The sequence below is a fragment of the Methanomassiliicoccales archaeon genome (assembly GCA_036504055.1).
Taxonomy (GTDB): Archaea; Thermoplasmatota; Thermoplasmata; order Methanomassiliicoccales; family UBA472; genus DASXVU01.
Genome location: DASXVU010000047.1, coordinates 75,040 through 96,677 on the forward strand (window position 1 = coordinate 75,040; position 21,638 = coordinate 96,677).

Sequence of the window (21,638 nt, forward strand, 5' to 3'; positions counted from 1 at the left end):
TACTTTTAGCTGGCGTCGGACAGGGCCTTCAGCTTGTTCATTATGTTTATGGAACCTTCGACGACCTCATCATCGACCACCAGGACCGGCGTTGGCTTGTTCAGAAGCTCATAGTATGCAGCCTCTGCCAGGCCTTCTGCCTGCGACGTGTCGACCACCTCGACCGCCAATCCGTCCGGTATCCTAGCCTTGACGTAATCGCACTTCTGACAGCCGGGTTTGGTGAAGAGAAGTATCTCAGTCATCGCTATCTCAATCCGCATGAACCTTCCCCTAATAAAAGCATCTGAGCCTACCCGACGGTATGAACGAAACACGGTTTCTACACCCCTTCTGATCGGCCATTCAATGACCTGATAGGAGGGACGTCGGGCTCGTTCATATCCCCCCTGAAATGTTGGGGCATCAAGGTCATCACCGGAATGCATTCAAACGATCCTGAAGCCAATACATATTCCACGAGGCAAGACGGCCGACCTCAATATCCGCAAAATGGTAGTCGCAAAAGGTTAGTACTGATGGCTTCCATGATACATCGTTGTCGATCGCCACCACTGATCTATTGAACTACCTTGGGACCGTCGCTGAGTTGGCGGTCCTGGCTCTGCTCGTGGCAGCGGTATATGAATCAAAGGTCAAACGGAGACAGAAGATCCATTGGCAACTGATGGGCGCGGCCACGCTCCTCAATCTGGCCTCAGTGATCGTCCTTATGGTCCCAGTGTTCATCGCGCTTGCACCCGGGATAGGCGGAGGATTGGGGACACGAGGATGGGTGGACCTGCTCCACCACTCGCTCGGCCTGATCGGGCTGGCCCTGTCATTGTATATGATAGGCAGTTTCATCGCCGCCGGGAAAGATATGAAGAGGTGCCCGACGACCAGGCGCCCGACCCACCGTCTGATGCAGCTGACGTTCGTGTTCATGGTCTTGCCCCTTTCAATAGGCCTTTTCCTGAGATTGGTTGCCTTCTGAAGCGAAAGGCATATAGTATCGAAGGTGTTACGGAGAAATCCAGCCGGGCTCTTGGTCTAGCGGTTATGACGTCTCCCTGACAGTCCCCCAAAAGGGATCTGAACGGAGGAGATCCCCAGTTCGAATCTGGGAGAGCCCACCATCCTTTTTTCTCGATTTCCTGTTCAGTCAAGGCTCAACGGTTCCAGAGATAGAATAAATAAACACTACCGATATCGTGACTAGCATCGGAGAACATCAATGAAGCAAACCGTCACGCTAGGCCTGGTCCAGATGGAGATGCGTCCTGAACCATCGAAGAACCTGGATCGTGCCGTGGAGATGATCGGTGAGGCCAAACGTCAAGGTGCCGAGGTAGTATGCCTGCCAGAGCTTTTCACATCAACATATTTTGCCCAATACTCTAACCCCAACAAGGAAGAGATCGAGGGGGTCCCATTGGAAATGATCCCAGGGGACACGGCGGAACGCCTCTCGGAGTGTGCAAGAAAGAACCAGGTCATTGTCATAGGGGGTTCGATCTATGAGCGTGCGCCGACGGGACTGTTCAATACTTGCCTGACCTTCGATCAAGACGGCGTTCTGCTGGGCAAATATCGAAAGGTGCACATACCGCATGATGAGAACTTCTATGAACAGCATTACTTCACCCCCGGCGATCTCGGGTTCAAGGTCTATGGCACAGAGAAGGGCAGGATAGGCACGTTGATCTGCTATGACCAGTGGTTCCCGGAAGCGGCACGGATCAACGCGCTCATGGGGGCGGATATGGTCTTCTATCCGACCGCGATCGGGACGGTCCGAGGCGTAGAGCAGGCCGAGGGAGACTGGCAGCAGGCCTGGGAAAATGTGATGCGAGGTCATGCCATATCCAACGGGATGGTGGTGGTGGCAGTCAACCGGGCAGGGAACGAGGATCATATGGACTTCTGGGGCGGTTCCTTCGTGTGCGACGCCTTCGGAAGGACGTTGGTGCGCGCAGATGCCGAGGAGCAGGTGCTTACGGCCACCATAGACCTGGAGCACGGCCGGAACGTAAGGGAGGGTTGGCGGTTCTTCCATAACCGCCGGCCGGACCAATATGGAAAGATAATGGAGCTGCCGGGGACCCGGCCAGGGAGCGGTTCAGTATGATGGAGCAGACGCCAAAATCACTCGGATATGCCATGCCGGCGGAATGGGCCAAGCACGAGGCCACCTGGATATCGTGGCCGAAGAACCCGCTCACCTTCCCCAAGGAGATCATCGCGTCTGTCGAGGACACCTACTCCCTAATGGTCAAGGCCCTGAGCGATGGAGAGATCGTCAAGATACTGGTCAATGACGAGGCGACGGAGAAAAGAGTGGCCGAGAAGGTCGAGAAGGCGGGGGCGGTCATGCGTCGGGTGAAGATCATGCGCATCGTAAGCGCCGATGTCTGGATCCGGGACTATGGGCCGAGCTTCCTGCTTCACAAGACCAGCGGCCAGCGCGCCGCCGTCAAATGGCATTTCAATGCCTGGGGGGGCAAGTACGACGACCTTATGTACGATGAGAAGACCGGCGACGAAGTGGTAAAAGCGGCCGGGGGAACGGTATTCCGGCCGAACATCATCCTGGAAGGCGGTTCGATCGAGGTGAACGGCATGGGTACGGTGCTGACCACCGAGCAGTGCCTGCTCAACAAGAACCGCAACCCGAAGATGACCAAGCTCCAGATCGAGGACATGGTGAACCAGTACCTGGGCACCAACAACATGATCTGGCTGAAATCGGGCATCGACGGAGACGACACCGATGGGCACGTCGACGACTTCGCTCGCTTCGTCTCGCCGAACCACGTCCTTTGCGCCTTCACCACGTATAAGAAGGGGACGAACGAGGACATCCTGCGTAAGAACCTGGACATCCTGAAATCTGCCAGGGACCAGGCGGGCCGCAAACTTGAGGTGGAGAAGCTACCGCTGCCGAAGCCGCTGTGGCTTGAAGAGGAGAAGAGATGGCTTCCGGCCAGCTATGCCAACTTCTACATCGGCAACAGCGCCATTTTGCTGCCCGTGTTCAACGACAGCCATGACAAGGAAGCCATCGCCATCCTAAGGTCGTGTTTCCCCAAACGCAATGTCATTCCGATCAATGCGGTCAACCTGGTGTACGGCTATGGTGGCATTCATTGCATAACCCAGCAGGAACCGGCGCCGGCGCCTCCGGTGGTTCCAGCGGTCACAGCGATGGCTCGATGACGTACTTGCACATGTTGAAACCGCTGCCGAAGGTATCCTTCTCGACCACGCGCAGGGGCATTCCCAGCTTCGCCTCGAATATCGCCTCCAGGATGCCCTCGTTGAGCAGGCACAGCGTCTTGCCCACATCGGGGTTCTTGGAGCAGTCGTATTCGTCCCTGATGATCAGCGTGACCGGATGCAAGGAATACACCACCAGCTCTCCCAGCTCGTGGGTGCCGTAGAACTGTTTCACCTCGGTGATCAGGTCCTCCACCTTGGCCGCCTTGAACTGCTTGGCCAGCTCCGTACCGATCTGTTTGCCGATGTCCTTCAGGACCGGGTCCATGTTGAAACCGATGGCCTCCATCCCGATCACGATGGAACGTATGGTGCCTTTCAAAAACGCACTTGGAGTGCCGACCGAACGGGAGATCGTGCTTCCAATGGCCTTCTTCAGCTCTTCCCGGGGAACCACCGACGAACCGATCGGTTTGGATATGATGTAGAAGATCTTCCTACGGTTGTCCAGCGGGTCATCGCGGAATCCGATGAGACCTTCCTGGACCATCTTCTCCAGATGCACCGACAGTGTGGACTGGGCCTTCCCGGTCAGCACCGCGATCTCGCTCAGGCTGAGGTCCCTCCGTTGCAGTTCGCTCAGGATCTTTTGCCTGACGGGGTTCGATATCTGCCTCAACCCACTGCTGGTAGAATAAACATCGAAGTCCGTACCCTTCTTTGGCATCAGTTCAACCCGAGCTATCAAATTGGTATAGAGCAGTATTAAATGTTATTGAGATTGACGAAGAATCGTTAGCTCTGAATTCGATATATCCCATGATGCCCGCTCAGATGCCGAACCTTACCTTTTTTAAGCTCCTATCCTCTGACTGGAACGGAACACCATGAAAATAACGATCGATGGCGAACCGAGAGATATGAGAGCGCTCTGGTATGACTCGGGAAAGGTCACCATGATCGACCAGCGCCTCTTGCCCAACACGTTCAAGCTGGTCGATTTCACCAAATGCAGCGAGGTGGCGGCCAGCATCAAGGATATGACGGTGAGGGGGGCACCGGCCATCGGAGTCGCGGCGGCCTACGGGATGCTGCTGGCCACCAAGGATGGGACGAAATTGGAGGACGCGGCGAAGATGCTGAAGGTCACCAGACCGACGGCTCACGACCTGTTCTTTGCCGTCGACTCGATGCTGAAGGCTATCCGCTCCGGAAAGGACCCGGAACTGGCAGCCCGGTCCTATGCTGACGATATCGTTGACAAATGCAGGATGATAGGCGAGTTCGGAGAACCGCTCATCGAGGACGGCGCAAGGATCATGACCCACTGCAACGCCGGCGCGCTGGCCACCGTCGATTACGGGACGGCACTGGCGCCCATGCGGGTGGCATGGAACAAAGGCAAGAAGATGTTCGTTTACGTTTCCGAGACCCGGCCCAGGCTGCAGGGCATGAAGCTCACCGCCTATGAGCTGTTGAACGAAGGCATTCCGCACGCCATCATACCGGATGGGGCGTCCGGACACTTCATGCGAAAAGGCGTTGATCTCATTATCGTAGGGGCAGACCGCATCGCCGCCAACGGGGACTTTGCCAACAAGATCGGCACCTACGAAAAGGCAGTTCTGGCCAAAGAGCTCGGGATCCCATTCTACACCGCCGCGCCGATCTCCACCTTCGATTTCACGATCGAGAACGGCGAACAGATCCCGATCGAGGACCGTTCCGAGGACGAGGTAACGATGATCGACGGCCATCTCATCGCCCCGAAGGGATGCAAGGCGTTGAACCCCTCATTCGATATGACCCCGAGCAGATATGTGACCGGGATCATCACCGAGATCGGGATCATCAAGCCCAACGAAGTCAGCAAGGTCAGGAGGATGCTCCAATGATCGAAGAGGCAAGGCGAGAGATCGTCGAGTATGGCAAGCTACTCTACCAGAAGGGATTGACGGTCGGCACGGCCGGTAACATCAGCCTCCGGGGCGAGGGGAGAACGATGCTCATCACCCCGACAAGCACATGCAAAGGCATGCTGGACCCAGACCGGCTGGTGCTCATCGACCTTGACGAAGGCAAGGTCCTGAGCGGAGGCAGACCCTCCATCGAGACCCCTTTCCACCTAGCGCTCTACAGGACCAGGCCGGAGGTCAACGCGGTCATCCACACTCACCCGGCATACTGTACGGCATTGGCGGTCAAGGGCATCAAGGTCCAACCGGGCCTGACACCTGAAGGCCTACTGGTGTTGGGACGCGATGTGCCGATGGTTCCGTACGCCACACCAGGGACCGCCGACCTGGCCAAGGCCCTCTCCGAGGCACCAAGCGCTGCCATGGCCTTCCTGCTGGAGAAGCACGGCGCGATAGCCGTGGGTAAGGACATGTCCGAGGCGTTCCACCGCATGGAGACCCTGGAGTTCATGGCCCATCTGCAATGCAACGTCCGTTCACTGGGAGGGGCGGAACAGCTTTCGCCGGCCGAGGTCGACCGGATCCTGAAGAGATGAATCGGGGGCTCAATGCCCATCGCCGGATGGACATCCGACCGCGGAAGAAATGGATGATGCTCACGAATTCCATCCAACCTGGCCATCATCGGAACCGCCTTTTCCTTGCCAAAGGAACAAATTCATGATTTAAACGACGTGCAACCTAATAATAGAAGGCCCCCGCAGGTGTCTTTTGGTGATCTTACGAAGTTCCATGTGGAGATGACGGTCAGGGACAATTTTGAGCCGATGAACGCGATCCCGGTGCAGAAGATGATCTTCGCCCATTTGACGAAAATGGTGCAATCCGGGAAAGTGTCCGAATACGGGATTTACTCCGATGAACGCGGAGGTTTCTTCCTGATGGAGGCGGAAACGCCGGAGGAGCTGTTCGAAATGGTGGCGCCGATCGTCGATGCCATCAAGGTAAGAGCGCAGCCATACGTATCGCTGAACACCCTGAAATCATTCTTCGAAGCCTATGAGAAGTCGATTAAGGAATGAAACGCATCATCCAAGGGCGGGCCAGATGGCCATGCAATTCCATGCCCGGTTGCGATGGGGGACGCGAAAGGGAATGCCCGACCAATAGTCAGCCGCCGGGAAGGGCGGAATGTTGCCTAGAGGACGATCCCCTCTAATTCCCTATCTCCCGAACAACCCTCGCGGCAAAGTGATTAATAGCGTATTCCATTCACAACACGATGATACTCGTCACCAAATGGTTCGGCGTCTTTCTCTGCGAAGATGAAACAGTTAGGAAGTTCCAGCTGTTCGACAAAGACCCAAAATCGGTGGCGAAAAAGCTCGCCGCGATCCAAAAGGGCGAGATACTCCCGGAGGAGCGCAGCCTGGCCGTCAGAAGGATGAAGGTCGCCGACGTCAGGCTGAAGAAGCTGGGCAAGCCGACAGTGTTCGATTCCTCCTTCATCCGTCCAGATGCCTACGGCATCGAGCCTGGCTTCATGCAGAAGGTCATGGTTGAGCTGGGCAAGGTGCGTACCCGCGAACCGCTCAGCGAGGACAAGTGCATCGCCCAAGCCATACGGGCACAGGACGACATCATCGTGACCATCAACCTGATGAACGAACGCATGCATGAATGGTACGGCCTTCACTTCCCGGAGCTCTCCGACTACGCTTTGGACGAGCGGTATGTTGAGCTGATATCCAAGTATGGGGACCGGGACAAGGTGCTGGAGGTCCTCCAGGTGGAACTGGAATCGGTCGGTTCCGAGATGGCCGAGGAGGACATCAACATCATCCGTTCGGTGGCCGGGACGCTGTTCGACCTGTATCAGCGCAAGGCGGACCTGGACCATTATATCTCGGAGGGGATGCAGAAGGTCGCCCCGAACATGACCGCCCTATTGTCCGCAAACCTAGCCGCCCGACTGATCTCGCTCTCCGGAGGTCTGGCCCGCCTTACGAAATTACCATCCAGCACGGTGCAGCTGCTAGGGGCGGAGAAGGCCATGTTCATGCACCTCAGGTCGGGCAAGAGGCCCCCCAAGCATGGCATCATCTTCCAGCACCCATGGGTCAACCGGGCGCCCTATTGGCAGAGAGGCAAGATCTCCCGTTCCCTGGGCGGGAAGATCTCCATCGCCTGCAAGGTCGACTTCTACAAGGGCGACTTCATCGGCGACCAGCTGAAGAAGCAGATGGATCTGCGCGTCGAAGAGGTGCAGAAGAAGTACCCCAACCCGCCCAAGCGCGCACCGGCCCCGAGACCCAGATGGAATAACGACCGAAAGGGCAGAAGGTAAGTTATATAAGCACTCGCTCAATTCCCTTGCCTGATTGATATGTCGTGGACGCAACAGGAAGTCCGTGAACTTAAGGAAGGACGTTACATGCTCATCGACAATGAGCCTTGCAAGATCGTCAATATTTCCACATCCAAGCCAGGGAAGCATGGAGAAGCGAAAGCGAACATCGACGCCATTGGAGTTTTCGACAACAAGAAGCGCCAGATCGTTCACCCGGTTAAGCATAAAGTGCAGGTACCCCTCATCGACAAGCGGAAGGCCCAGGTCCTGGCCGTAATGGGCGATGAGGTCCAGCTGATGGATCTGGAGACCTATGAGACCTTCCAGCTCCCAGTGCCCGAGGAGTTCGCTGGCCAGTTCCACAACGGCGAGGAGATCATGTACCTCGTCGCCATGGACCGCCGGAAGATCACCAAGGTCTGAACGGACCCAGAAGGTATCCAAAGATGGTCCTCCCCGGCGTCTCGTTCAACGAGGCAAGGTCCTCATTCGAGAAGGCGCATTTCGTCATCGTCGGGGTACCCTTCGACCGGACCACCTCGTTCCGCTCCGGGACACGGGCCGGACCGAACGCGGTCAGGGAAGCGTCCTACAACTTCGAAAGCTACCTTTTTGAACACGACACCAACCTGGTGGACATTCCGATACACGACGCTGGCAATATAGAACAGTGCGGCACTCCGGAGGAGATGTTCAAGGCCACCAAGGCGGAGGCGAAAAGCATCGTCTCGGCGGGCAAGTTCCCCATATTCATCGGCGGGGAGCATTCGATCTCAATACCAGTCATCGAGGCCTTCGACGACATAGGCGTCATCTCCATTGACGCCCATCTCGATTTCCGGGAGGAGTACATGGGCAGCCGGATGTCCCACGCCTGTGTCATGAGGAGGGCGGCCGATCACGTCGGGATCGAGAACGTGCTGCCGTTCGGCGTGAGGTCGATCTCGGCCGAAGAGAAGAAGCACAAGATGCCCAACTACATCGACGCCTACCAGATCCACGACCAGGGCCTCGAGACCTCGTGGAAGAGGGCGATGAACATGATGCGCAAGGAGAAGGTCTACTTCTCACTGGACATCGACGGCATCGACCCCGCCTACGCACCCGGCACCGGGACTCCGGAGCCTTTCGGCCTGAGCACCTATGACGTGAAGAAGTGCATCAACATGCTCGGGGAGAGAATGGTCGGTTTCGACGTTAACGAGATCTCACCCCCATATGATCACGGGAACACCGCAGCGCTCGGTGCCAGGATGATCCAAGAGGTCATCTGCGTGGTCTGGAAGCATAACGGTAAAAAGTAAGGTTTTTGGTCCTCCGGTTCTCGGAGAACGGGATAAAAGGTTTACTCCAGTATCTCTTTCAGCGCCTTCTCGCACCGGTCGCCGCACTTCTTTGCGGCCTCGGGACTCCTGCCCTCGGAGAATATCCGGAAGATCGGCTCGGTTCCCGATGGCCGGATCAGGGTCCATCCCTCCCCGAAGTAGACCTTGACCCCGTCCGTGGTGTCGACCTTTTCCTTGGAGAAGGCCTCCACGACGAGCTTCAGAACCTCTGACTTTCTGACCTCGGGGCATTCCATCTTGCGCTTGTCCAGGTAGTATTCGGGGATGGTGGACAGAAGCTTGGACAGCGGTCCTTCCATGGCGACGATCTCCAGCATCTTGGCAGCCGTCATCCCTCCGTCCCGGCAATACTGGTGCTCAGGGAAGATCAGGCCTCCGTTCTCCTCGCCGCCGAAGATGGCTCCGACCTCGATCATCTTCCTGGCCACGACCGGGGAACCGACGCGTGTGTACACGACCTCTCCCCCTTCCGCCTTGACCACGTCCTCGACGCAGGAGGAAGAGCTTACCGGGGTGACAACTGTCCCGCCGCCGTTCTGCCTGACGATGTGGCGGGCGACGATGGCGAGGGACCGGTCCCCGAAGACGAAATTGCCCTTGTCATCGACGAATATGGTACGATCGGCATCACCGTCGTGAGCCAGGCCGAGATCGGCACCGGTCGCCTTGACCGTGGCCATCAGGTCCTTCAGGTTATCTGCGGTTGGTTCGGAAGGATGCCCGGGGAACGTTCCCTGCGGGTTCGAGTTGAGCGAGATCACTCGCACTCCGAGGTCAGCCAACAGGTCCGGCGAGGTCGCGGTGGCGGCGCCGTTGGCGCAATCGAGGACCACGTTCATCTTGGCGGAGGCGATTGTGTTCACGTCCACATGCTGTTTGATGGCTGCGGAATATGTTCTGGCCGCCCCCTCGACCAGACCGATCGTCCCGACCGACTTCCAGTTCTTGTGAACGGAGGACTTGTTGAAGTAGATCGCCTCGATCTTCTCCTCCTTCTCCCGGGGCATCTCGGTCCCGTCATAATCGATGCACTTGATCCCATTGAACTCCGGCGGGTTGTGCGAGGCTGTGATCATCACACCACCCTTGACGCCGGAATTCTTGACATAATACTGCAGCGCGGGAGTCGGAACCATTCCTATGTCGAGGACATTGGCCCCACTGGCCATGAGACCGGCGGCCACCGCGCTCTTGATCATGTCTGCGGAGGTGCGGCAGTCGGTGGCGATGGCCACTTTACCTCCCATGTGCGTGCCTATCGCGGCGCCCACTTCCAACGCGAACGATGCGTTCATTTCCTGATTGACCACGCCCCTGATACCGTTGGTCCCGAAGAGTCTAGCCGTCATAGTTCACCTTGCCTTGTGGATTTGGGATATGACCAGGATATGGATAATGTCTGCGGAGTCCTTGCATGAATCAGAGGAGTTCTCGATCCCGTGCAGAAGATCCCTCATGAGGTAAATGGCGCGGGGGTCCAGCGCGGCGAAGAAGATCTCCTTCTTGGTGGAGAAGTACATCTCATCCAATTTGTGCTCCGAGATGCTGACGCTCCGGCCATAGTTTATCACCGCATCGTTGTTGACGCCGAGGGAATCGACACAGTTGCGCAGCTGTTTGGTGGCGAAATCCAGCTCCTTGGTCATCTCGGCATACTTCCTCCACATCGAAAGCGGCACGCTGACATTTGCCTCGATCACCAGCTGCAGGTTCATGCCCGCCTCTTTGGCCCAATCTGCCACGTTGTCCATGTTCTGGGTCAGGTGCAGCAGGTCCTCGCGTTCCTTGGGCTCCATGTCCCCCTTGGAGAGCTCCTCGGATATCATCTCCTCCAACATATCCGCCTCCTTCTCCGAATATATCAATCGCTTTATGGCGTCCAGCGCCCTTTCCTTGTCGCTGTCGCATAGGGCAGCCAGCGCCCGATTGAGCTCGGACACCGTATCCCCGATCTTCTGCGCATGATCCCGGACACCTTTCATGATGACCGACTCACGGCGTACCTTGAACCAGTCCAGTATTGTCCCTTTGTTGTCACTCAAGTTTCACAGCCTCCGCAATTCCCTCGATCGGCCTGGGATAGACCACTGCCGCCTTCTTGTTGATCATAAGGTAAATCTCCTGACCTAAGTGATACAGGTTTCCATCCGATGTCGGAACATCGAAATCCATCCTGTCTTGACTGTCTGCCATGGATTGAATGTGCCAGTAAGTTCCCATGTAGGTAATGGTGTTTATGGTCGCGTGCAATCCGCTGGTAAAGGGGAAAACGAACTCCGGACGCACCGAGACGACCACCGGATCGCCTGGCCTCATGGTGGAGTTCAATACCTCCACCAGGGAATCGTCCCTGAGAGCTACCTTGGTAATGCCATCGTTCACGGATATTATCCAACCCTCCAGCAGGTTGGTCTCGCCGATGAAGTTGGCGGTGAATATCTTGTGCGGCTTGGAGTATAGCTGCTCCGGTGTGCCTATCTCCACCACCGATCCAGTTTTCATCAGGACGATCCGGTCGGAGACCGACATCGCCTCGTCCTGATCATGGGTGACGTGCACGGTGGTTATTCCCAGTGATTTCACTAGGCGCCTCAATTCGTATCTGAGGTCAACGCGGACACGGGCATCCAGCGCTGAGAGGGGCTCATCCAGCAGGATCACCTTCGAACCGGTGGCCAGTGCCCGGGCCAGCGACGCCTTTTGCTGCTCTCCGCCGCACAGCTCGTTGGGGAACATGTCCATCTTTTCCAGCAGCTTGACCAGCTCCAGATACTTATGAGCGATGCCGTCCTGCTCTTCCACCTCCTTGCCCATCACCCGGGGGGAATATGACACATTGTCCTTGACGGTGAGATTGGGGAAGAGGGCGATGTTCTGGAACACATACCCGATGTCCCGGTCCTCGATGGGCACACCGTTCATGTCCTTGCCGCCGATTGTGACCGTCCCTTCGGTCGGGGTGATGATCCCAGCTATCATGCGAATGAGCGTGGTCTTACCGCATCCCGACGGACCGAGTATGGTGATGTATTCTCCCTCCTCGATCCGGAGGTCCACACGGTCCACCGCCGCCAGCTTTCCGTAGTATTTGGAAACGCCCTTCAATTCGATGGCCGGCATTATTCCACCTTCAGCTCCTCTTCGAGTCCCTTTTCCGGCATCTTGAAGACCGTCGCCTTGTCCCAGTTCCATCTGATGTTGACCTTGTCCCCCTTCGATATCTTGCCCATGCGCCATGAAGGGACCTTGGCTGAGAAACGACCGATACCTTCCACGGCTACGTCGACGTGCAGGTTGCGGCCTTCGAACAGGATGCGCTCTATGGTGCCGGAGAAGAACCCTGGCTGATCCCGGTACACCTCGGTATTGCCCACCTTGATACCGACCACCGCCTCCTCATCGATATCGATGTTGGAAGGTCTTGCCTCAACCTCAAAACGACCGTTCGTCACCCTTGTCGATTCCCTTTTCTGTACCACTCTTCCAACGAAGAAATTGGATTGACCTACGAAGTTGGCGATGAACGGGGAGTTCGGGTGATCGAACACTTCTGCCGGTGTTCCGATCTGTAGTATCCTCCCGTCCCTAATCACCGCTATGCGGTCCGCCATCACCATTGCCTCGTCCTGATCGTGCGTGACGTGCACGGTGGTGATCCCTAGGGCCTTGGCCAGGGAACGGAGCTCGTATCTCAGGCTTATCCTCAACCTGGCATCGAGCGCCCTTAGTGGCTCATCCAGCAACAGGATGTCCGCGCCAGATGCCATCGCCCTTGCCAAAGCGGTACGCTGCTGCATGCCCCCGCTGAGCTCCCTCGGATAGGCGTCCGCCCGGGTGGTGAGCCGGACCATGTCCAGCATGTCGGATAGGGTCCTGACCTTCTCCTCCTCCGTTTCCCTATTTATCTCCGGGCCGAACAGTATGTTCTCCGCCACCGTGAGCTGCGGGAACAATGAATAGGTCTGTGACAGCAGAACGGCCTTCCTGTCCTCTGGTTCCACCTTGCCCATGTCCTTCCCGTCGAACTTGACGCTCCCGGAATCTGGTTTGATGAGCCCGGCAAGCACCCGCAACGTGGTGGTCTTTCCCGCCCCGGTCGGCCCCAGGAGACACAGGTACTCGCCGTTCTTCACCTCCAGGTCCAGGCCATCGGCCGCCTTGATCGAGCCGTACGATTTCTTGATGGCTTTCAGTTCGATGGACGGCATCAGCTCGCCTCCGTCTTCCTGCGGGTGATGTAGCGCAGGCCGAGCATGAATACGAAAGAGACCACTATGAGCACTATGCAGGCCAGACCAGCTGTGTAATAGGCATGTTGCTTACTGATAAGGGCGACGATATAGACCGGAGCCGTGTTCGCCGAAGCCACAACCGCCTGGGTCGCCCCGGTCTCGCCCAGGCTCCGGGTGAAGGCCATGATCGATCCGGCAAGTATGGATGCCTTGATCATCGGATACAGCACCCGGCGGAACGCCTGCACAGGCCTGGCGCCCAGGGTCCTGGCCGTCTCCTCGTAGGAAGGATCGACCTCCTCCACGGCACCGGCCACGTTCCGGACCACCAGCGGATAGGTGAAAGCCACATGGGCCAGGATGATCAACAGCACATCCACGGTGGGTATCAGGTTCTGGCCGGTCCAGAAGACGCCGAGAGAGTAACCAAGAGCGGCGGTGGGAACGATCAGCGGCACATTGACCAGCACGTCGAGGACCCCAGAGAACTTGGTGGTACGGTGTCTGGCGATGTACAGGGCAAGCGGCACTCCCAGGACGATGTCGATCAGAGTGACCACGCCGGCGATCACGAATGAATAGGCAAGACTGTCCCAGAACCGGGACCAGTCGGATGACGTGGGACTGGCCGTCGCAACATAGGAGAAGATGAAGAACGAAGGGATGAGAACGAGGATTATCAAGAATATCGTGGCCGAGCCGTCCTTGAGCTTCGGCACGAAGCCTCGGGAGAGGATCCGTTCCCACTTTGGCCAGACCTTTCCCTTGGGAAGCTTGACCTTCATGACCGCCAGCTTCAAGATCACCAAGAGCGCCAAGGCGAAGATGATGAGCAGGATGCTGACGAACGCCAGCGGGGCGGTGAGGTCCGGGTGGGTAACCAGGAGAGGCTTCCAGGTCCCGATGATGGTAGGTCCGGTCTGGAACCCTTGGGAACTGGCCATGGTGGACAGCGCGATCATCGTTCCTCCGGTCTCGGAAAGGGAACGAGCGAAGCAGAGGATGATGCCGGTGACCAGGCCGGCGCGGAACAGGGGCAGGGTGATGGTGCGGGCGGCGGTGAGCTTGCTCGCACCCAAGGTCTGTCCAGCGGTCTCGTAGGTGGTATCGATCTGCTCCAGAATCGCTGCCAGCGAGCGGACCATGTACGGATACGAGAAGACGATGTGGAGAAGGATGATGAGCAACATGGGACTGGTGACCAGGCCCAGACCGGGCGAGCTCAGGCTTGCCGGAGTGACCGCCCAAAAGATCGCGGCCGAAAAACCCAACGCTGCCGTCGGCACCGCCAAAGGCATATCGATCAGGGTGTCCAGCAATTGTTTCCCGCGGAACTTCTTCCTCACCAGTATCCAGGCCATCGGCAGCCCCACGAGGAAATCGATAAGCGTGACGATGGCGGCGATCTCGAAGGAGGCCAGGATGGCGTTGATGATGAGGGTCATCATCGCCGGATCGTTCAATACGTGCGTCTGGATATCTCCCCAGTTGGTGAAGGCATAGGATAGGATCCAGACCGTAGGGAGTATCACGAAGACGAGGAAAAAGACGATAATGAAACCGGTCCAGCCCTTGCGGAAGCGCCTGCCACTTACTAGATCGACCAATTTGTCGAGTGGTTTGCGTTCCAGCCTGATCCCGCCTCGGACCGGGGAATTGTATCAGCGGATATATACCTGCCGTGAGGCCCCTTATCCTTATCGTTAGAATATACTTCAGGCGGAGAGACCTTACTCACTTGTTGCCCAGTATGACGTCGATGGCGCCTGGGTCCTTTTCAACCACAAACCCTGGCCCAATGAGCGAGTTGGTCACAACGGCTCCGGGGCGCACGGTCGCTCCCCGCATGAGCACGCTATTGGATACCACGGCGCCAGCCCCGATGGTCACGTCCTTCTCGGCAAAGACATAGGGCCCTACCGAACACGAGTCCAGCTTGGCGCCGGCCAGGTTCAGCGGTTCCACCAGCTTGACGTTGCCGTTTAGGAAGGGGGGCTGATCATTCTTTGGCCTGAGGTCCATCAATGTCCTCTGGGCCTTCAGGTAGCTTTCCCTGGTCCCGCAGTCCACCCAGTAGCCTCCGTACTGGTAGCCATATAGACCTTGATCGAGCACCTTCGGGAACACTTCCTTCTCGATCGATACGGATCCCTTGCCGATGTTGTCCAACATGTCCGGCTCGAAGACGTACACACCGGCATTGATCATGTTCGAGACGGCCTCTGCCAGGGACGGCTTCTCCTGGAAGATCGTGATCCGGTTGTCCTGGTCCAGTCCGACCACTCCGAAAGCGGTCGGGTTCTCCACCTGCCAGAGCGAGATGGTCCCGATCCCGCCCTTCTCCCGGTGATACTTCACCATGGAGTCGATGTCGATGGAGGTGAGCACGTCTCCGTTGATGACGATGAACGTGTCATCCAGGTGCTCTTCCACGTTCTTGACCGCCCCTCCAGTTCCCAGGGGTGTCGTCTCGTTGACCAGGATGATCTTCCTGCCGCAGTCGTTGACCCGGAAGTATTCCTCCAGGACGTCCTTCATGTAGCTTACTGCCAGCACGACCGTGTCGACGCGGGGCGGCAATGAATCGATGATATGCATGACGAGCGGCTTTCCCACCAAAGGCACCAGGGGCTTGGGTGTTTTGTAAGTGATAGGTCTGAGCCGTGTTCCAAGACCGCCAGCGAGAATTACTGCCTTCATTAGGTACTACCCCGCATCTGCAGACTGCTTAATGATGGTAAGGATTTGGTCAAGGATTTCAGAGCGGAGAGATGCTCACGACGTTGTTGCCGCGAAGAATGACAACGCCCATCCTGCGGGTCTGGTCGGCGGTGCGCTCCTCGGTGTCTTCGAGGACCATGTTCATGTATTCGTCATAGCCCGTGAGCTTTCCCTCCAACACCCTGCTGTCCTTCAGTAGAAGGGAGATCTTTTTGTTGAGGGACTTCTCGAGCAGCGCAAGCGGCATCACCATTTATATCACTCAGGCCACGGATTGAGGCTGACCAATTTAAAGCTTTTCCACGCAAAATATATTTGTTTCCGGCCCGCCCCCACCAGAAAGGGGGACGGGCCAGAGTTTGGAGGTTCTTTCATCGTTAGTTCATTTTTTCAAGGAGACATAGGGATATCCGGTCCATGAGCCGACCGGATTCGAACCGTCGTTCCGGGAGTCTATCTCGGTCACCACCACCCCATTGTTCGATGAACGCCCTTTGTCATATGTGGGTGAGGCGGGGATACGTTCCAGGTTCCAGTTCGGCATTTTGGGATTCATTGTTTCTTTGCGCATGACTCCATCCACTCCTTGATGTCTTCCTTCCTGGTGCTGATCCCGAAGTATTCGGAGAACTTCTTCGTGGTCGTGAGCAACAGCGTTTGTCCGGTCTTCTTACCTGTGATCAGGCCCAGGTGGCGAAGGGCCCGTATGTCGTCGTAGACGTTCGATCCCCGCTTCTTTGCCAGGTCGGATTGCAGGATGGGCTGATTATAGGCGATTATGGCTGCGGTCTTGACCACCCCGGCGTCCAGCTCCTGCACGGCGTAGCTGGCAGAGAACTGGACATAGTCCTTGCGGAGCTGCATGGAGTACTTCATGCCGGTCTTGAGGACCTCCATGGCGCATTCTTTTGCCGCATACTCGTCGATGAGCCGCTTCAGGGCCCTCCGGACCGCGTCCTGGGAGATCTGTGCCTTGTCCGCTATCTCTGACACCTTGACTGGGGAGGGAGAGGAGAACAGTACCGCCTCGACGACCCGGTCGGGGTCCACTTCAGATCACCGCTTTCGCCTGAGGGGCCGGCACGATGTCCGGCTTTGTCTCTTCGATCGTTCCGATGTCCCACGGCAGCTTGATCTCCAGGAATATCTGGCCAAAGGGCAGGTCATCCTGCCAAAGGGCAATCTTTCCGTACTTTGCCAGGAACAGCAGGGAAACGAAGACCATTATCCGGTCCTCCTTCTCGCCGTTGAAAAGGTCCTCGATGCATATCGGTCCGTTACCGCATTTCAATATGCGGTCCCAGGTCTCAGCCACATCCCTTTCGTGATCTTCCTTGTGGGCTTTGTCGTCGAACTTCTCGTTGGTGAGCTTGAGGGCTTCCCTGGCCTTCTGCCGGTGGGCCTGTATCTCGGCATCCCGCTTGGCTTCCTCGAAGGCGTCCAGCAGTTCGATGAGCGATACCGGCCGGGTGGTCTGGTGACGGACGGCCTCGGTGAGGTCGACGCTTCCCGGGATGTCTACATTGATGCTTGCCAGGACCGGATCGTCATACCCTTCCATCGGGTCCATTTCCCAATCGGCGCCCATGGCGTCCGCAGGCAGCTGCTCGTGGATCGACAGCACCTCTTCGGACTGCATCTTGAGGATGCTCCAGGCCATGAACATCAATTTGCCGGCCACGATGAAGTTGACCTCCTCGGCGTGCATCTTCTTGGTGTACATCCGGGTGAACTCCATCAGGTTGATGTCCCAGGGATCGTAGTTGTTGGACAACACCAGCTCGAAGACCAGCTGTACAGAGCGGTCGATGGGGTCGGATGGGACCATCTCGTTGCCGGCCTCTGCCTGCTCCAGCAGCTGCAGGTACCGGTCGATCTTCTCGCTCCTGTCCCCTTCGTCGATGATCGCTTTCTGAAACATCAGATGGTTGAGAACCATCCCGCTAGTGCCTGCTTCCATTATGACCCCTCCTCTAGAACCTTGATCTTCTCTTCCGGAATCTTGAGTTCCTCGGCCACTTCACGGATGTCCCCCAGGTTCGGCCGTATGATGACGTTGCTAATGCCGCCCTCTGGCTTCGTGACACCGATGATGTGGTCGGCCTTGTTCAGCGTGACCTTCCGAAGCGATATCTGGACGAACTGAGCCGTCTTGCTGCTCTTCTTGACCCTCTGCGCCACCATATCAGCGTTGACCGCATCCAGGAACATGTCCACCTCATCCAGGAGGTAGAAAGGCGACGGCTGCCACGTCTGCAGCGCGAAGATGAATGCCAGCGCGGTGAGGCTCTTCTCGCCGCCGGACAGCGCTTCCAGCCGGAGCACCTTCCCGTTGCGTGGCTTGGCCTTCATGATCAGCCCGCCCTCGAACGGTTTCTCCGGGTTCTCCAAAATCAGTTCGGCCGCGCCTCCCTGCGACAGGTCGGCGTAGACCTCTTTGAAATTGATATTGACCCCCTCATAGACCTTGAGCAGTCCTACCTTCTTCTTCTCGTTGAGATCGCCGGTAAGCCGGATCAGGTCGTCGCGCTGGTCCTCCAGGCGCTTCACCTCTCCCTTCAGCTCTATATGCCTGGCGTTCTTCTGCTCATAATCCTCGATGGACTTGAGGTTGACGTTGCCCATGGCGGACATGGTCGTTTCGCATCGGGTTATCTCGGACTTGATCTCATCCATCGTAGGCAACGGACGCTTGGCCGGCAGGTTATGCTGGTGTATCTCCGCATCGAGGTCCTTCAGGGAAGCCTCGGTGGCAACCTGCTTGGTCTTCAGCTGCAATATGAAGTCCCCGGATGTATCCACCTTGGTTTGGACAGCGTCCCGCTCGCCCTCCAGGCGGGTCTTCTCCCGGAACGACTGGTCCTTCTTGGCCCGCAACGAGTTCATCTCGTTGCCCATCGAATCCTCGATCTTCTTCATGGCTGCCAGATCGATCCTGAGCTTGGCCTCCTTGACCTTGGCCTCTTCGACGGCCGCCTTTATGGTGCGGTCCTTCTCCATCATTTCCTTGTCGAAGGCGTCCAGCTCCTCCAGGCGCTTGTTGTAGAGGGAGACCTGGGTCGAACCCGTGTCCCGCTCCGAGGTCATCTTGGAAAGTTCGGTATTGACGGTGAGAAGTTCTGCCTGGAGAAGGCGAAGCATGTCCGTAAGCTCCTTGGGCGCGATCTCCATCAGCCGCTTCCTGGCCGTTTCGCGCTTCATCCGCTCCTCGCCCGTTACCCTAAGCATCGAATCGATATCGGTCGCCAGCTTTATGACGCTGGCATCCGTGGCCGATCGCTCCTTGTTCAATGCTTCCAAGTCGTCCCGGGATTTCGACAGTTTGGTGCGCGCCTCTTTGAGATTGTTGTCCAGCGCCTCGATCTTGATGGTGTTGCTGCTGCCCGATCCGCTCAATTCGCGGATCTTGGTTTCCAGTTCGGCGATCTCCGGCCTGAGGATCTTGATCTGTGCGTCCAGACTCGCCGAATGGTCCATCGATTTGGACATCTGCTCGGCCAACAGCTCGAGCTTTCCCTTGGCCGACGCCCCGAACTTGAGCTGGTTTACCTCTATGGTGCCGCCGACCATGGCACCTGAGGCTTCTATAAGCTCTCCAGAGCCGGTGACCAGACGCACCCCTCCCATGAGCTTCCTGGCCTGGTCTAAGCTGTCCACCACCACGGTGTCGCCGAACACATACCAGAAAGCAGGCCTATACCTAGCGTCATAACGTATCAGGTCGATGGCGAAACCCACTGCCTGCTTCTCTGCCAGGAGTGCCTTGCCGCGGGGGTTTCCGTCGAGCATCTTGGTCAGGGGCAGGAACGTTGCCCTCCCCAGGTTGTTCCGCTTTAGGAATTGTATGGCGGTCGCCGCCACCTCGTCACTGTCGACGATGATCGATTGCATCCTCGCCCCGGCGGCCACGTTCAAGGCCAGTTCATACTTCGGGTCGATGGTGGCCAGCTCGGCCACGGTTCCGTGGATGCCCTTTATCTCGTGTTTGTCCCGGGCCTCAAGTATGGCACGGACCGCCCGGTTGTAGCCCCGGGAGGTGTTCTCTGCTGCATCCATTTCGGCCTTCAGGAGGCTGTACTCCCGGGTGATGGATTTGATCGCCTGTTCCAGCTCGTTCGATTCCCTGGAAAGCTTTGATTCCAGGCTGCGTTTCTGGAAATAGGTGTCCTGGAGCGCTTTCAGCTCGCCAGAGGAGCTCTTGTCCGACTTGGACAATTCCTTGATCCTCCAGTCGATGTCCTTGACCTCGAATTCCAGTTGGCCTTTGATCTCCTGAAGGGTGTTCATCTCGGATGAGATCCGCCTCGACCTTTCCTGTAGACGCTCCTTCTCCAGGACCAGGGCGTGGCCTTTCTCCTCCTTGTCCTTCACCGAGTTCTCCAGCTCGGCCACCTGCTTTTGCAGCGCGCCAACCTCTGAATCGGAGGCGTTGATCTTATTGGACACTTCTGAAAGTGAGGCATTCCTCTGTGCCAGGATGGTCTTCCTCTGTTCGATCTGCCCTTCCAGCTCGCCTATCTTTGCGCCAATGGTGGAAATCTGCTCGGTGACCTTCTTGCGTTCTTCCACCTTCTCCAGCAGGGCTTGCTTTATGTCCTCTATGTCATCGTTGGATCGGGATATAAGGTCTGTCGCCCGGGCCAGCTCGATCTTTGCCGCATCGGACCTTTCCTTGAGCTCCTTGAATTCCTGGCCGCCCTTTGCCGCTATCTCTGCCTCGAGCTTCGCGGTCATCGCTTCCTGGTCGATTATGGATTTGATCAGGTCGACCTTCCGTTGCCTGAGCGCTTCGATCTCGCGGCCATAGGCCTCTATCTGGTTCTTTGCCGCGGTGATCTCCGCCTCCGCCATGTCCTTCTTCTTGTAGGCCATGCTTGACTTGGCCTGGGTGAGACGCTGCCTGGTCTCGATGAACTTGATGGCGGCGGCCTTCTCCGCCTCCAGCTGATGGAGCTGCTTCTCCAGCTCGGCCATGATGATAGAGATCCGGTCCAGGTTCTCGTCCGTCGCCTTCCTCTCGACCTCCGCCTTGGACAGCTCCTCATCGAACTTGCTGATGCCGGATATGTCATCCAGTATCCTGCGCCTATCCAATGTGGACATGGCCACGATGCGGGTGATGTCGCCCTGCTGGACCAGGTTGTATCCTTCCGCGCTGATCCTGGCGCTGGAAAGAAGGTAGTCGAACTCGGCCAAGGTAGACTTCCGGTCGTTCACGTAGAAGTATGAGTTGTAACCCTCGCCGCTCTCCGACAGTTTGACCAGCCGGGTGAGCTTCACGATGTCCGCATCTACCGGGATCAGACGGTCGGTGTTGTCGAAAACGAGCGATACTTTAGTAAAGGTAGCGGGCTGCTTCGAGTTCCCGCCGTTGAAGATTAGATCGGTGAGCCTCTCGGCCCGGAGCGCCTTGGAGCTCCTTGGACCGAGGACGAACAGAATGGCATCGGAGATGTTGGACTTGCCAGAACCATTCGGTCCAGTAACGGCGGTGAAGCCGTTCATCATCGGAATGGTCATTTTTTTGCCGAACGATTTGAAGTTCTCTACTTCGATCTGCTTCAGAAACATCCAAAACCTCCCTGAATGAGGTTTTTGGAGCGACCTCTCAAATAGAGCCTTAGCTCCAGCTGCATCCCATCCCTCGAGTCCGACACGTGTCAGACATATAAATGTATGTGGAACATGATATATATAGGTTGTTGGCTAATTTTCTGAGAATAGCCAGTAACCTTGAGAGGACAAGTGGCATCCGAACGGAGGCGGACCTCTCGTTCAGGAGGACCAGCCTTCTGGGATATGAATATGCCGAAACCGTACAGAATTTTCCATCAGGAACGAAACGCATCTGGGCGTCATTGAATGAAGAAAACGG

22 protein-coding genes and 1 tRNA gene are annotated in these 21,638 nt (G+C 57.0%); 10 read left to right on the plus strand and 13 right to left on the minus strand.

Annotated features, from left to right (window positions below; genetic code table 11):
• Nucleotides 1–5 precede the first annotated feature (5 nt).
• Nucleotides 6–263: a hypothetical protein gene (locus VGK23_11820; protein HEY3421228.1), complete on the minus strand. Its 258-nt coding sequence runs from the start codon at nucleotides 261–263 to the stop codon at nucleotides 6–8.
• A gap of 275 nt (nucleotides 264–538) precedes the next feature.
• Between VGK23_11820 and VGK23_11825 the strand changes: the two genes are divergently transcribed.
• From VGK23_11825 to VGK23_11840, 4 genes are all read left to right on the plus strand, one after another.
• Entirely contained in the window at nucleotides 539–976 is a 438-nt protein-coding gene (locus VGK23_11825; protein HEY3421229.1) for a hypothetical protein, read from the plus strand.
• Between the two features lie 45 nt (nucleotides 977–1,021).
• Nucleotides 1,022–1,118: transfer RNA gene (locus VGK23_11830), tRNA-Val, on the plus strand.
• A 98-nt stretch (nucleotides 1,119–1,216) separates the two neighbouring features.
• Nucleotides 1,217–2,110, plus strand: coding sequence for a carbon-nitrogen hydrolase (locus tag VGK23_11835; GenBank protein ID HEY3421230.1), 894 nt, complete (start codon nucleotides 1,217–1,219; stop codon nucleotides 2,108–2,110).
• The gene (locus VGK23_11840) at nucleotides 2,110–3,198 is read left to right on the plus strand and encodes an agmatine deiminase family protein (GenBank protein ID HEY3421231.1); all 1,089 of its coding nucleotides are present in this window, start codon (nucleotides 2,110–2,112) and stop codon (nucleotides 3,196–3,198) included. Before VGK23_11835 ends, VGK23_11840 begins: the two co-directional genes overlap by 1 nt.
• Here the strand turns inward: VGK23_11840 and VGK23_11845 are convergent.
• On the minus strand, nucleotides 3,179–3,925 hold the full coding sequence (locus VGK23_11845) for an ArsR family transcriptional regulator (protein ID HEY3421232.1): 747 nt from the start codon (nucleotides 3,923–3,925) through the stop codon (nucleotides 3,179–3,181). The two genes, VGK23_11840 and VGK23_11845, sit on opposite strands and share 20 nt — an antisense overlap.
• A 193-nt stretch (nucleotides 3,926–4,118) precedes the next feature.
• On the opposite strand from VGK23_11845, the gene mtnA reads away from it, so the two are divergent.
• The 6 genes from mtnA (at nucleotide 4,119) to speB (ending at nucleotide 8,768) form a co-directional block, all read left to right on the plus strand.
• Entirely contained in the window at nucleotides 4,119–5,093 is a 975-nt protein-coding gene (gene mtnA / locus VGK23_11850; protein HEY3421233.1) for an S-methyl-5-thioribose-1-phosphate isomerase, read from the plus strand.
• Nucleotides 5,090–5,710: a class II aldolase/adducin family protein gene (locus VGK23_11855; protein HEY3421234.1), complete on the plus strand. Its 621-nt coding sequence runs from the start codon at nucleotides 5,090–5,092 to the stop codon at nucleotides 5,708–5,710. The genes mtnA and VGK23_11855 overlap by 4 nt, the downstream gene beginning before the upstream one ends.
• A gap of 168 nt (nucleotides 5,711–5,878) precedes the next feature.
• On the plus strand, nucleotides 5,879–6,196 hold the full coding sequence (locus VGK23_11860) for a hypothetical protein (GenBank protein ID HEY3421235.1): 318 nt from the start codon (nucleotides 5,879–5,881) through the stop codon (nucleotides 6,194–6,196).
• Nucleotides 6,197–6,396: 200 nt separating this feature from the next.
• Nucleotides 6,397–7,461: a ribosomal biogenesis protein gene (locus tag VGK23_11865; GenBank protein ID HEY3421236.1), complete on the plus strand. Its 1,065-nt coding sequence runs from the start codon at nucleotides 6,397–6,399 to the stop codon at nucleotides 7,459–7,461.
• Between the two features lie 39 nt (nucleotides 7,462–7,500).
• Nucleotides 7,501–7,887, plus strand: coding sequence for a translation initiation factor IF-5A (locus VGK23_11870; GenBank protein HEY3421237.1), 387 nt, complete (start codon nucleotides 7,501–7,503; stop codon nucleotides 7,885–7,887).
• A 23-nt stretch (nucleotides 7,888–7,910) separates the two neighbouring features.
• Nucleotides 7,911–8,768 carry an agmatinase gene (speB, locus tag VGK23_11875; protein ID HEY3421238.1) on the plus strand — a complete coding sequence of 286 codons (858 nt, stop codon included), beginning with the start codon at nucleotides 7,911–7,913 and terminating at the stop codon, nucleotides 8,766–8,768.
• A gap of 41 nt (nucleotides 8,769–8,809) precedes the next feature.
• On the opposite strand, the gene glmM is transcribed toward speB, so the two are convergent.
• The 11 genes from glmM to smc all read right to left on the minus strand — a co-directional run bounded on the left by glmM (nucleotide 8,810) and on the right by smc (nucleotide 21,334).
• Nucleotides 8,810–10,159, minus strand: coding sequence for a phosphoglucosamine mutase (glmM, locus tag VGK23_11880; GenBank protein HEY3421239.1), 1,350 nt, complete (start codon nucleotides 10,157–10,159; stop codon nucleotides 8,810–8,812).
• Between the two features lie 3 nt (nucleotides 10,160–10,162).
• Entirely contained in the window at nucleotides 10,163–10,852 is a 690-nt protein-coding gene (locus VGK23_11885) for a DUF47 family protein (GenBank protein HEY3421240.1), read from the minus strand.
• Nucleotides 10,845–11,930: an ABC transporter ATP-binding protein gene (locus tag VGK23_11890; protein ID HEY3421241.1), complete on the minus strand. Its 1,086-nt coding sequence runs from the start codon at nucleotides 11,928–11,930 to the stop codon at nucleotides 10,845–10,847. The genes VGK23_11885 and VGK23_11890 overlap by 8 nt, the downstream gene beginning before the upstream one ends.
• Nucleotides 11,930–13,018 (minus strand): ABC transporter ATP-binding protein, encoded by a 1,089-nt coding sequence (locus tag VGK23_11895; protein HEY3421242.1) that lies wholly within the window; start codon nucleotides 13,016–13,018, stop codon nucleotides 11,930–11,932. Before VGK23_11895 ends, VGK23_11890 begins: the two co-directional genes overlap by 1 nt.
• Nucleotides 13,018–14,649 carry an ABC transporter permease subunit gene (locus VGK23_11900; GenBank protein ID HEY3421243.1) on the minus strand — a complete coding sequence of 544 codons (1,632 nt, stop codon included), beginning with the start codon at nucleotides 14,647–14,649 and terminating at the stop codon, nucleotides 13,018–13,020. The genes VGK23_11895 and VGK23_11900 overlap by 1 nt, the downstream gene beginning before the upstream one ends.
• Before the next feature lie 127 nt (nucleotides 14,650–14,776).
• A complete protein-coding gene (locus VGK23_11905) occupies nucleotides 14,777–15,742 on the minus strand; it encodes an NDP-sugar synthase (GenBank protein HEY3421244.1) in 966 nt (321 codons plus the stop codon).
• 58 nt (nucleotides 15,743–15,800) lie between these two features.
• The gene (locus VGK23_11910) at nucleotides 15,801–16,016 is read right to left on the minus strand and encodes an LSM domain-containing protein (protein ID HEY3421245.1); all 216 of its coding nucleotides are present in this window, start codon (nucleotides 16,014–16,016) and stop codon (nucleotides 15,801–15,803) included.
• A gap of 129 nt (nucleotides 16,017–16,145) precedes the next feature.
• The gene (locus VGK23_11915; protein ID HEY3421246.1) at nucleotides 16,146–16,334 is read right to left on the minus strand and encodes a hypothetical protein; all 189 of its coding nucleotides are present in this window, start codon (nucleotides 16,332–16,334) and stop codon (nucleotides 16,146–16,148) included.
• The gene (gene scpB / locus VGK23_11920) at nucleotides 16,316–16,813 is read right to left on the minus strand and encodes an SMC-Scp complex subunit ScpB (protein HEY3421247.1); all 498 of its coding nucleotides are present in this window, start codon (nucleotides 16,811–16,813) and stop codon (nucleotides 16,316–16,318) included. Before scpB ends, VGK23_11915 begins: the two co-directional genes overlap by 19 nt.
• A 1-nt stretch (nucleotide 16,814) precedes the next feature.
• Entirely contained in the window at nucleotides 16,815–17,723 is a 909-nt protein-coding gene (locus VGK23_11925; protein HEY3421248.1) for a hypothetical protein, read from the minus strand.
• On the minus strand, nucleotides 17,723–21,334 hold the full coding sequence (gene smc / locus VGK23_11930) for a chromosome segregation protein SMC (protein ID HEY3421249.1): 3,612 nt from the start codon (nucleotides 21,332–21,334) through the stop codon (nucleotides 17,723–17,725). The genes VGK23_11925 and smc overlap by 1 nt, the downstream gene beginning before the upstream one ends.
• Nucleotides 21,335–21,638 lie beyond the last annotated feature (304 nt).

What these genes read in the sequence shown, in the direction of transcription:
- VGK23_11820 (HEY3421228.1), bottom strand. Translation starts at nt 263, where the DNA reads ATGCGGATTGAGATAGCGATGACTGAGATACTTCTCTTCACCAAACCC.
- VGK23_11835 (HEY3421230.1), top strand. Translation starts at nt 1,217, where the DNA reads ATGAAGCAAACCGTCACGCTAGGCCTGGTCCAGATGGAGATGCGTCCT.
- VGK23_11840 (HEY3421231.1), top strand. Translation starts at nt 2,110, where the DNA reads ATGGAGCAGACGCCAAAATCACTCGGATATGCCATGCCGGCGGAATGG.
- VGK23_11845 (HEY3421232.1), bottom strand. Translation starts at nt 3,925, where the DNA reads ATGCCAAAGAAGGGTACGGACTTCGATGTTTATTCTACCAGCAGTGGG.
- mtnA (HEY3421233.1), top strand. Translation starts at nt 4,119, where the DNA reads ATGAGAGCGCTCTGGTATGACTCGGGAAAGGTCACCATGATCGACCAG.
- VGK23_11855 (HEY3421234.1), top strand. Translation starts at nt 5,090, where the DNA reads ATGATCGAAGAGGCAAGGCGAGAGATCGTCGAGTATGGCAAGCTACTC.
- VGK23_11865 (HEY3421236.1), top strand. Translation starts at nt 6,397, where the DNA reads ATGATACTCGTCACCAAATGGTTCGGCGTCTTTCTCTGCGAAGATGAA.
- VGK23_11870 (HEY3421237.1), top strand. Translation starts at nt 7,501, where the DNA reads ATGTCGTGGACGCAACAGGAAGTCCGTGAACTTAAGGAAGGACGTTAC.
- speB (HEY3421238.1), top strand. Translation starts at nt 7,911, where the DNA reads ATGGTCCTCCCCGGCGTCTCGTTCAACGAGGCAAGGTCCTCATTCGAG.
- glmM (HEY3421239.1), bottom strand. Translation starts at nt 10,159, where the DNA reads ATGACGGCTAGACTCTTCGGGACCAACGGTATCAGGGGCGTGGTCAAT.
- VGK23_11890 (HEY3421241.1), bottom strand. Translation starts at nt 11,930, where the DNA reads ATGCCGGCCATCGAATTGAAGGGCGTTTCCAAATACTACGGAAAGCTG.
- VGK23_11895 (HEY3421242.1), bottom strand. Translation starts at nt 13,018, where the DNA reads ATGCCGTCCATCGAACTGAAAGCCATCAAGAAATCGTACGGCTCGATC.
- VGK23_11905 (HEY3421244.1), bottom strand. Translation starts at nt 15,742, where the DNA reads ATGAAGGCAGTAATTCTCGCTGGCGGTCTTGGAACACGGCTCAGACCT.
- VGK23_11910 (HEY3421245.1), bottom strand. Translation starts at nt 16,016, where the DNA reads ATGGTGATGCCGCTTGCGCTGCTCGAGAAGTCCCTCAACAAAAAGATC.
- VGK23_11915 (HEY3421246.1), bottom strand. Translation starts at nt 16,334, where the DNA reads ATGCGCAAAGAAACAATGAATCCCAAAATGCCGAACTGGAACCTGGAA.
- VGK23_11925 (HEY3421248.1), bottom strand. Translation starts at nt 17,723, where the DNA reads ATGGAAGCAGGCACTAGCGGGATGGTTCTCAACCATCTGATGTTTCAG.
- smc (HEY3421249.1), bottom strand. Translation starts at nt 21,334, where the DNA reads ATGTTTCTGAAGCAGATCGAAGTAGAGAACTTCAAATCGTTCGGCAAA.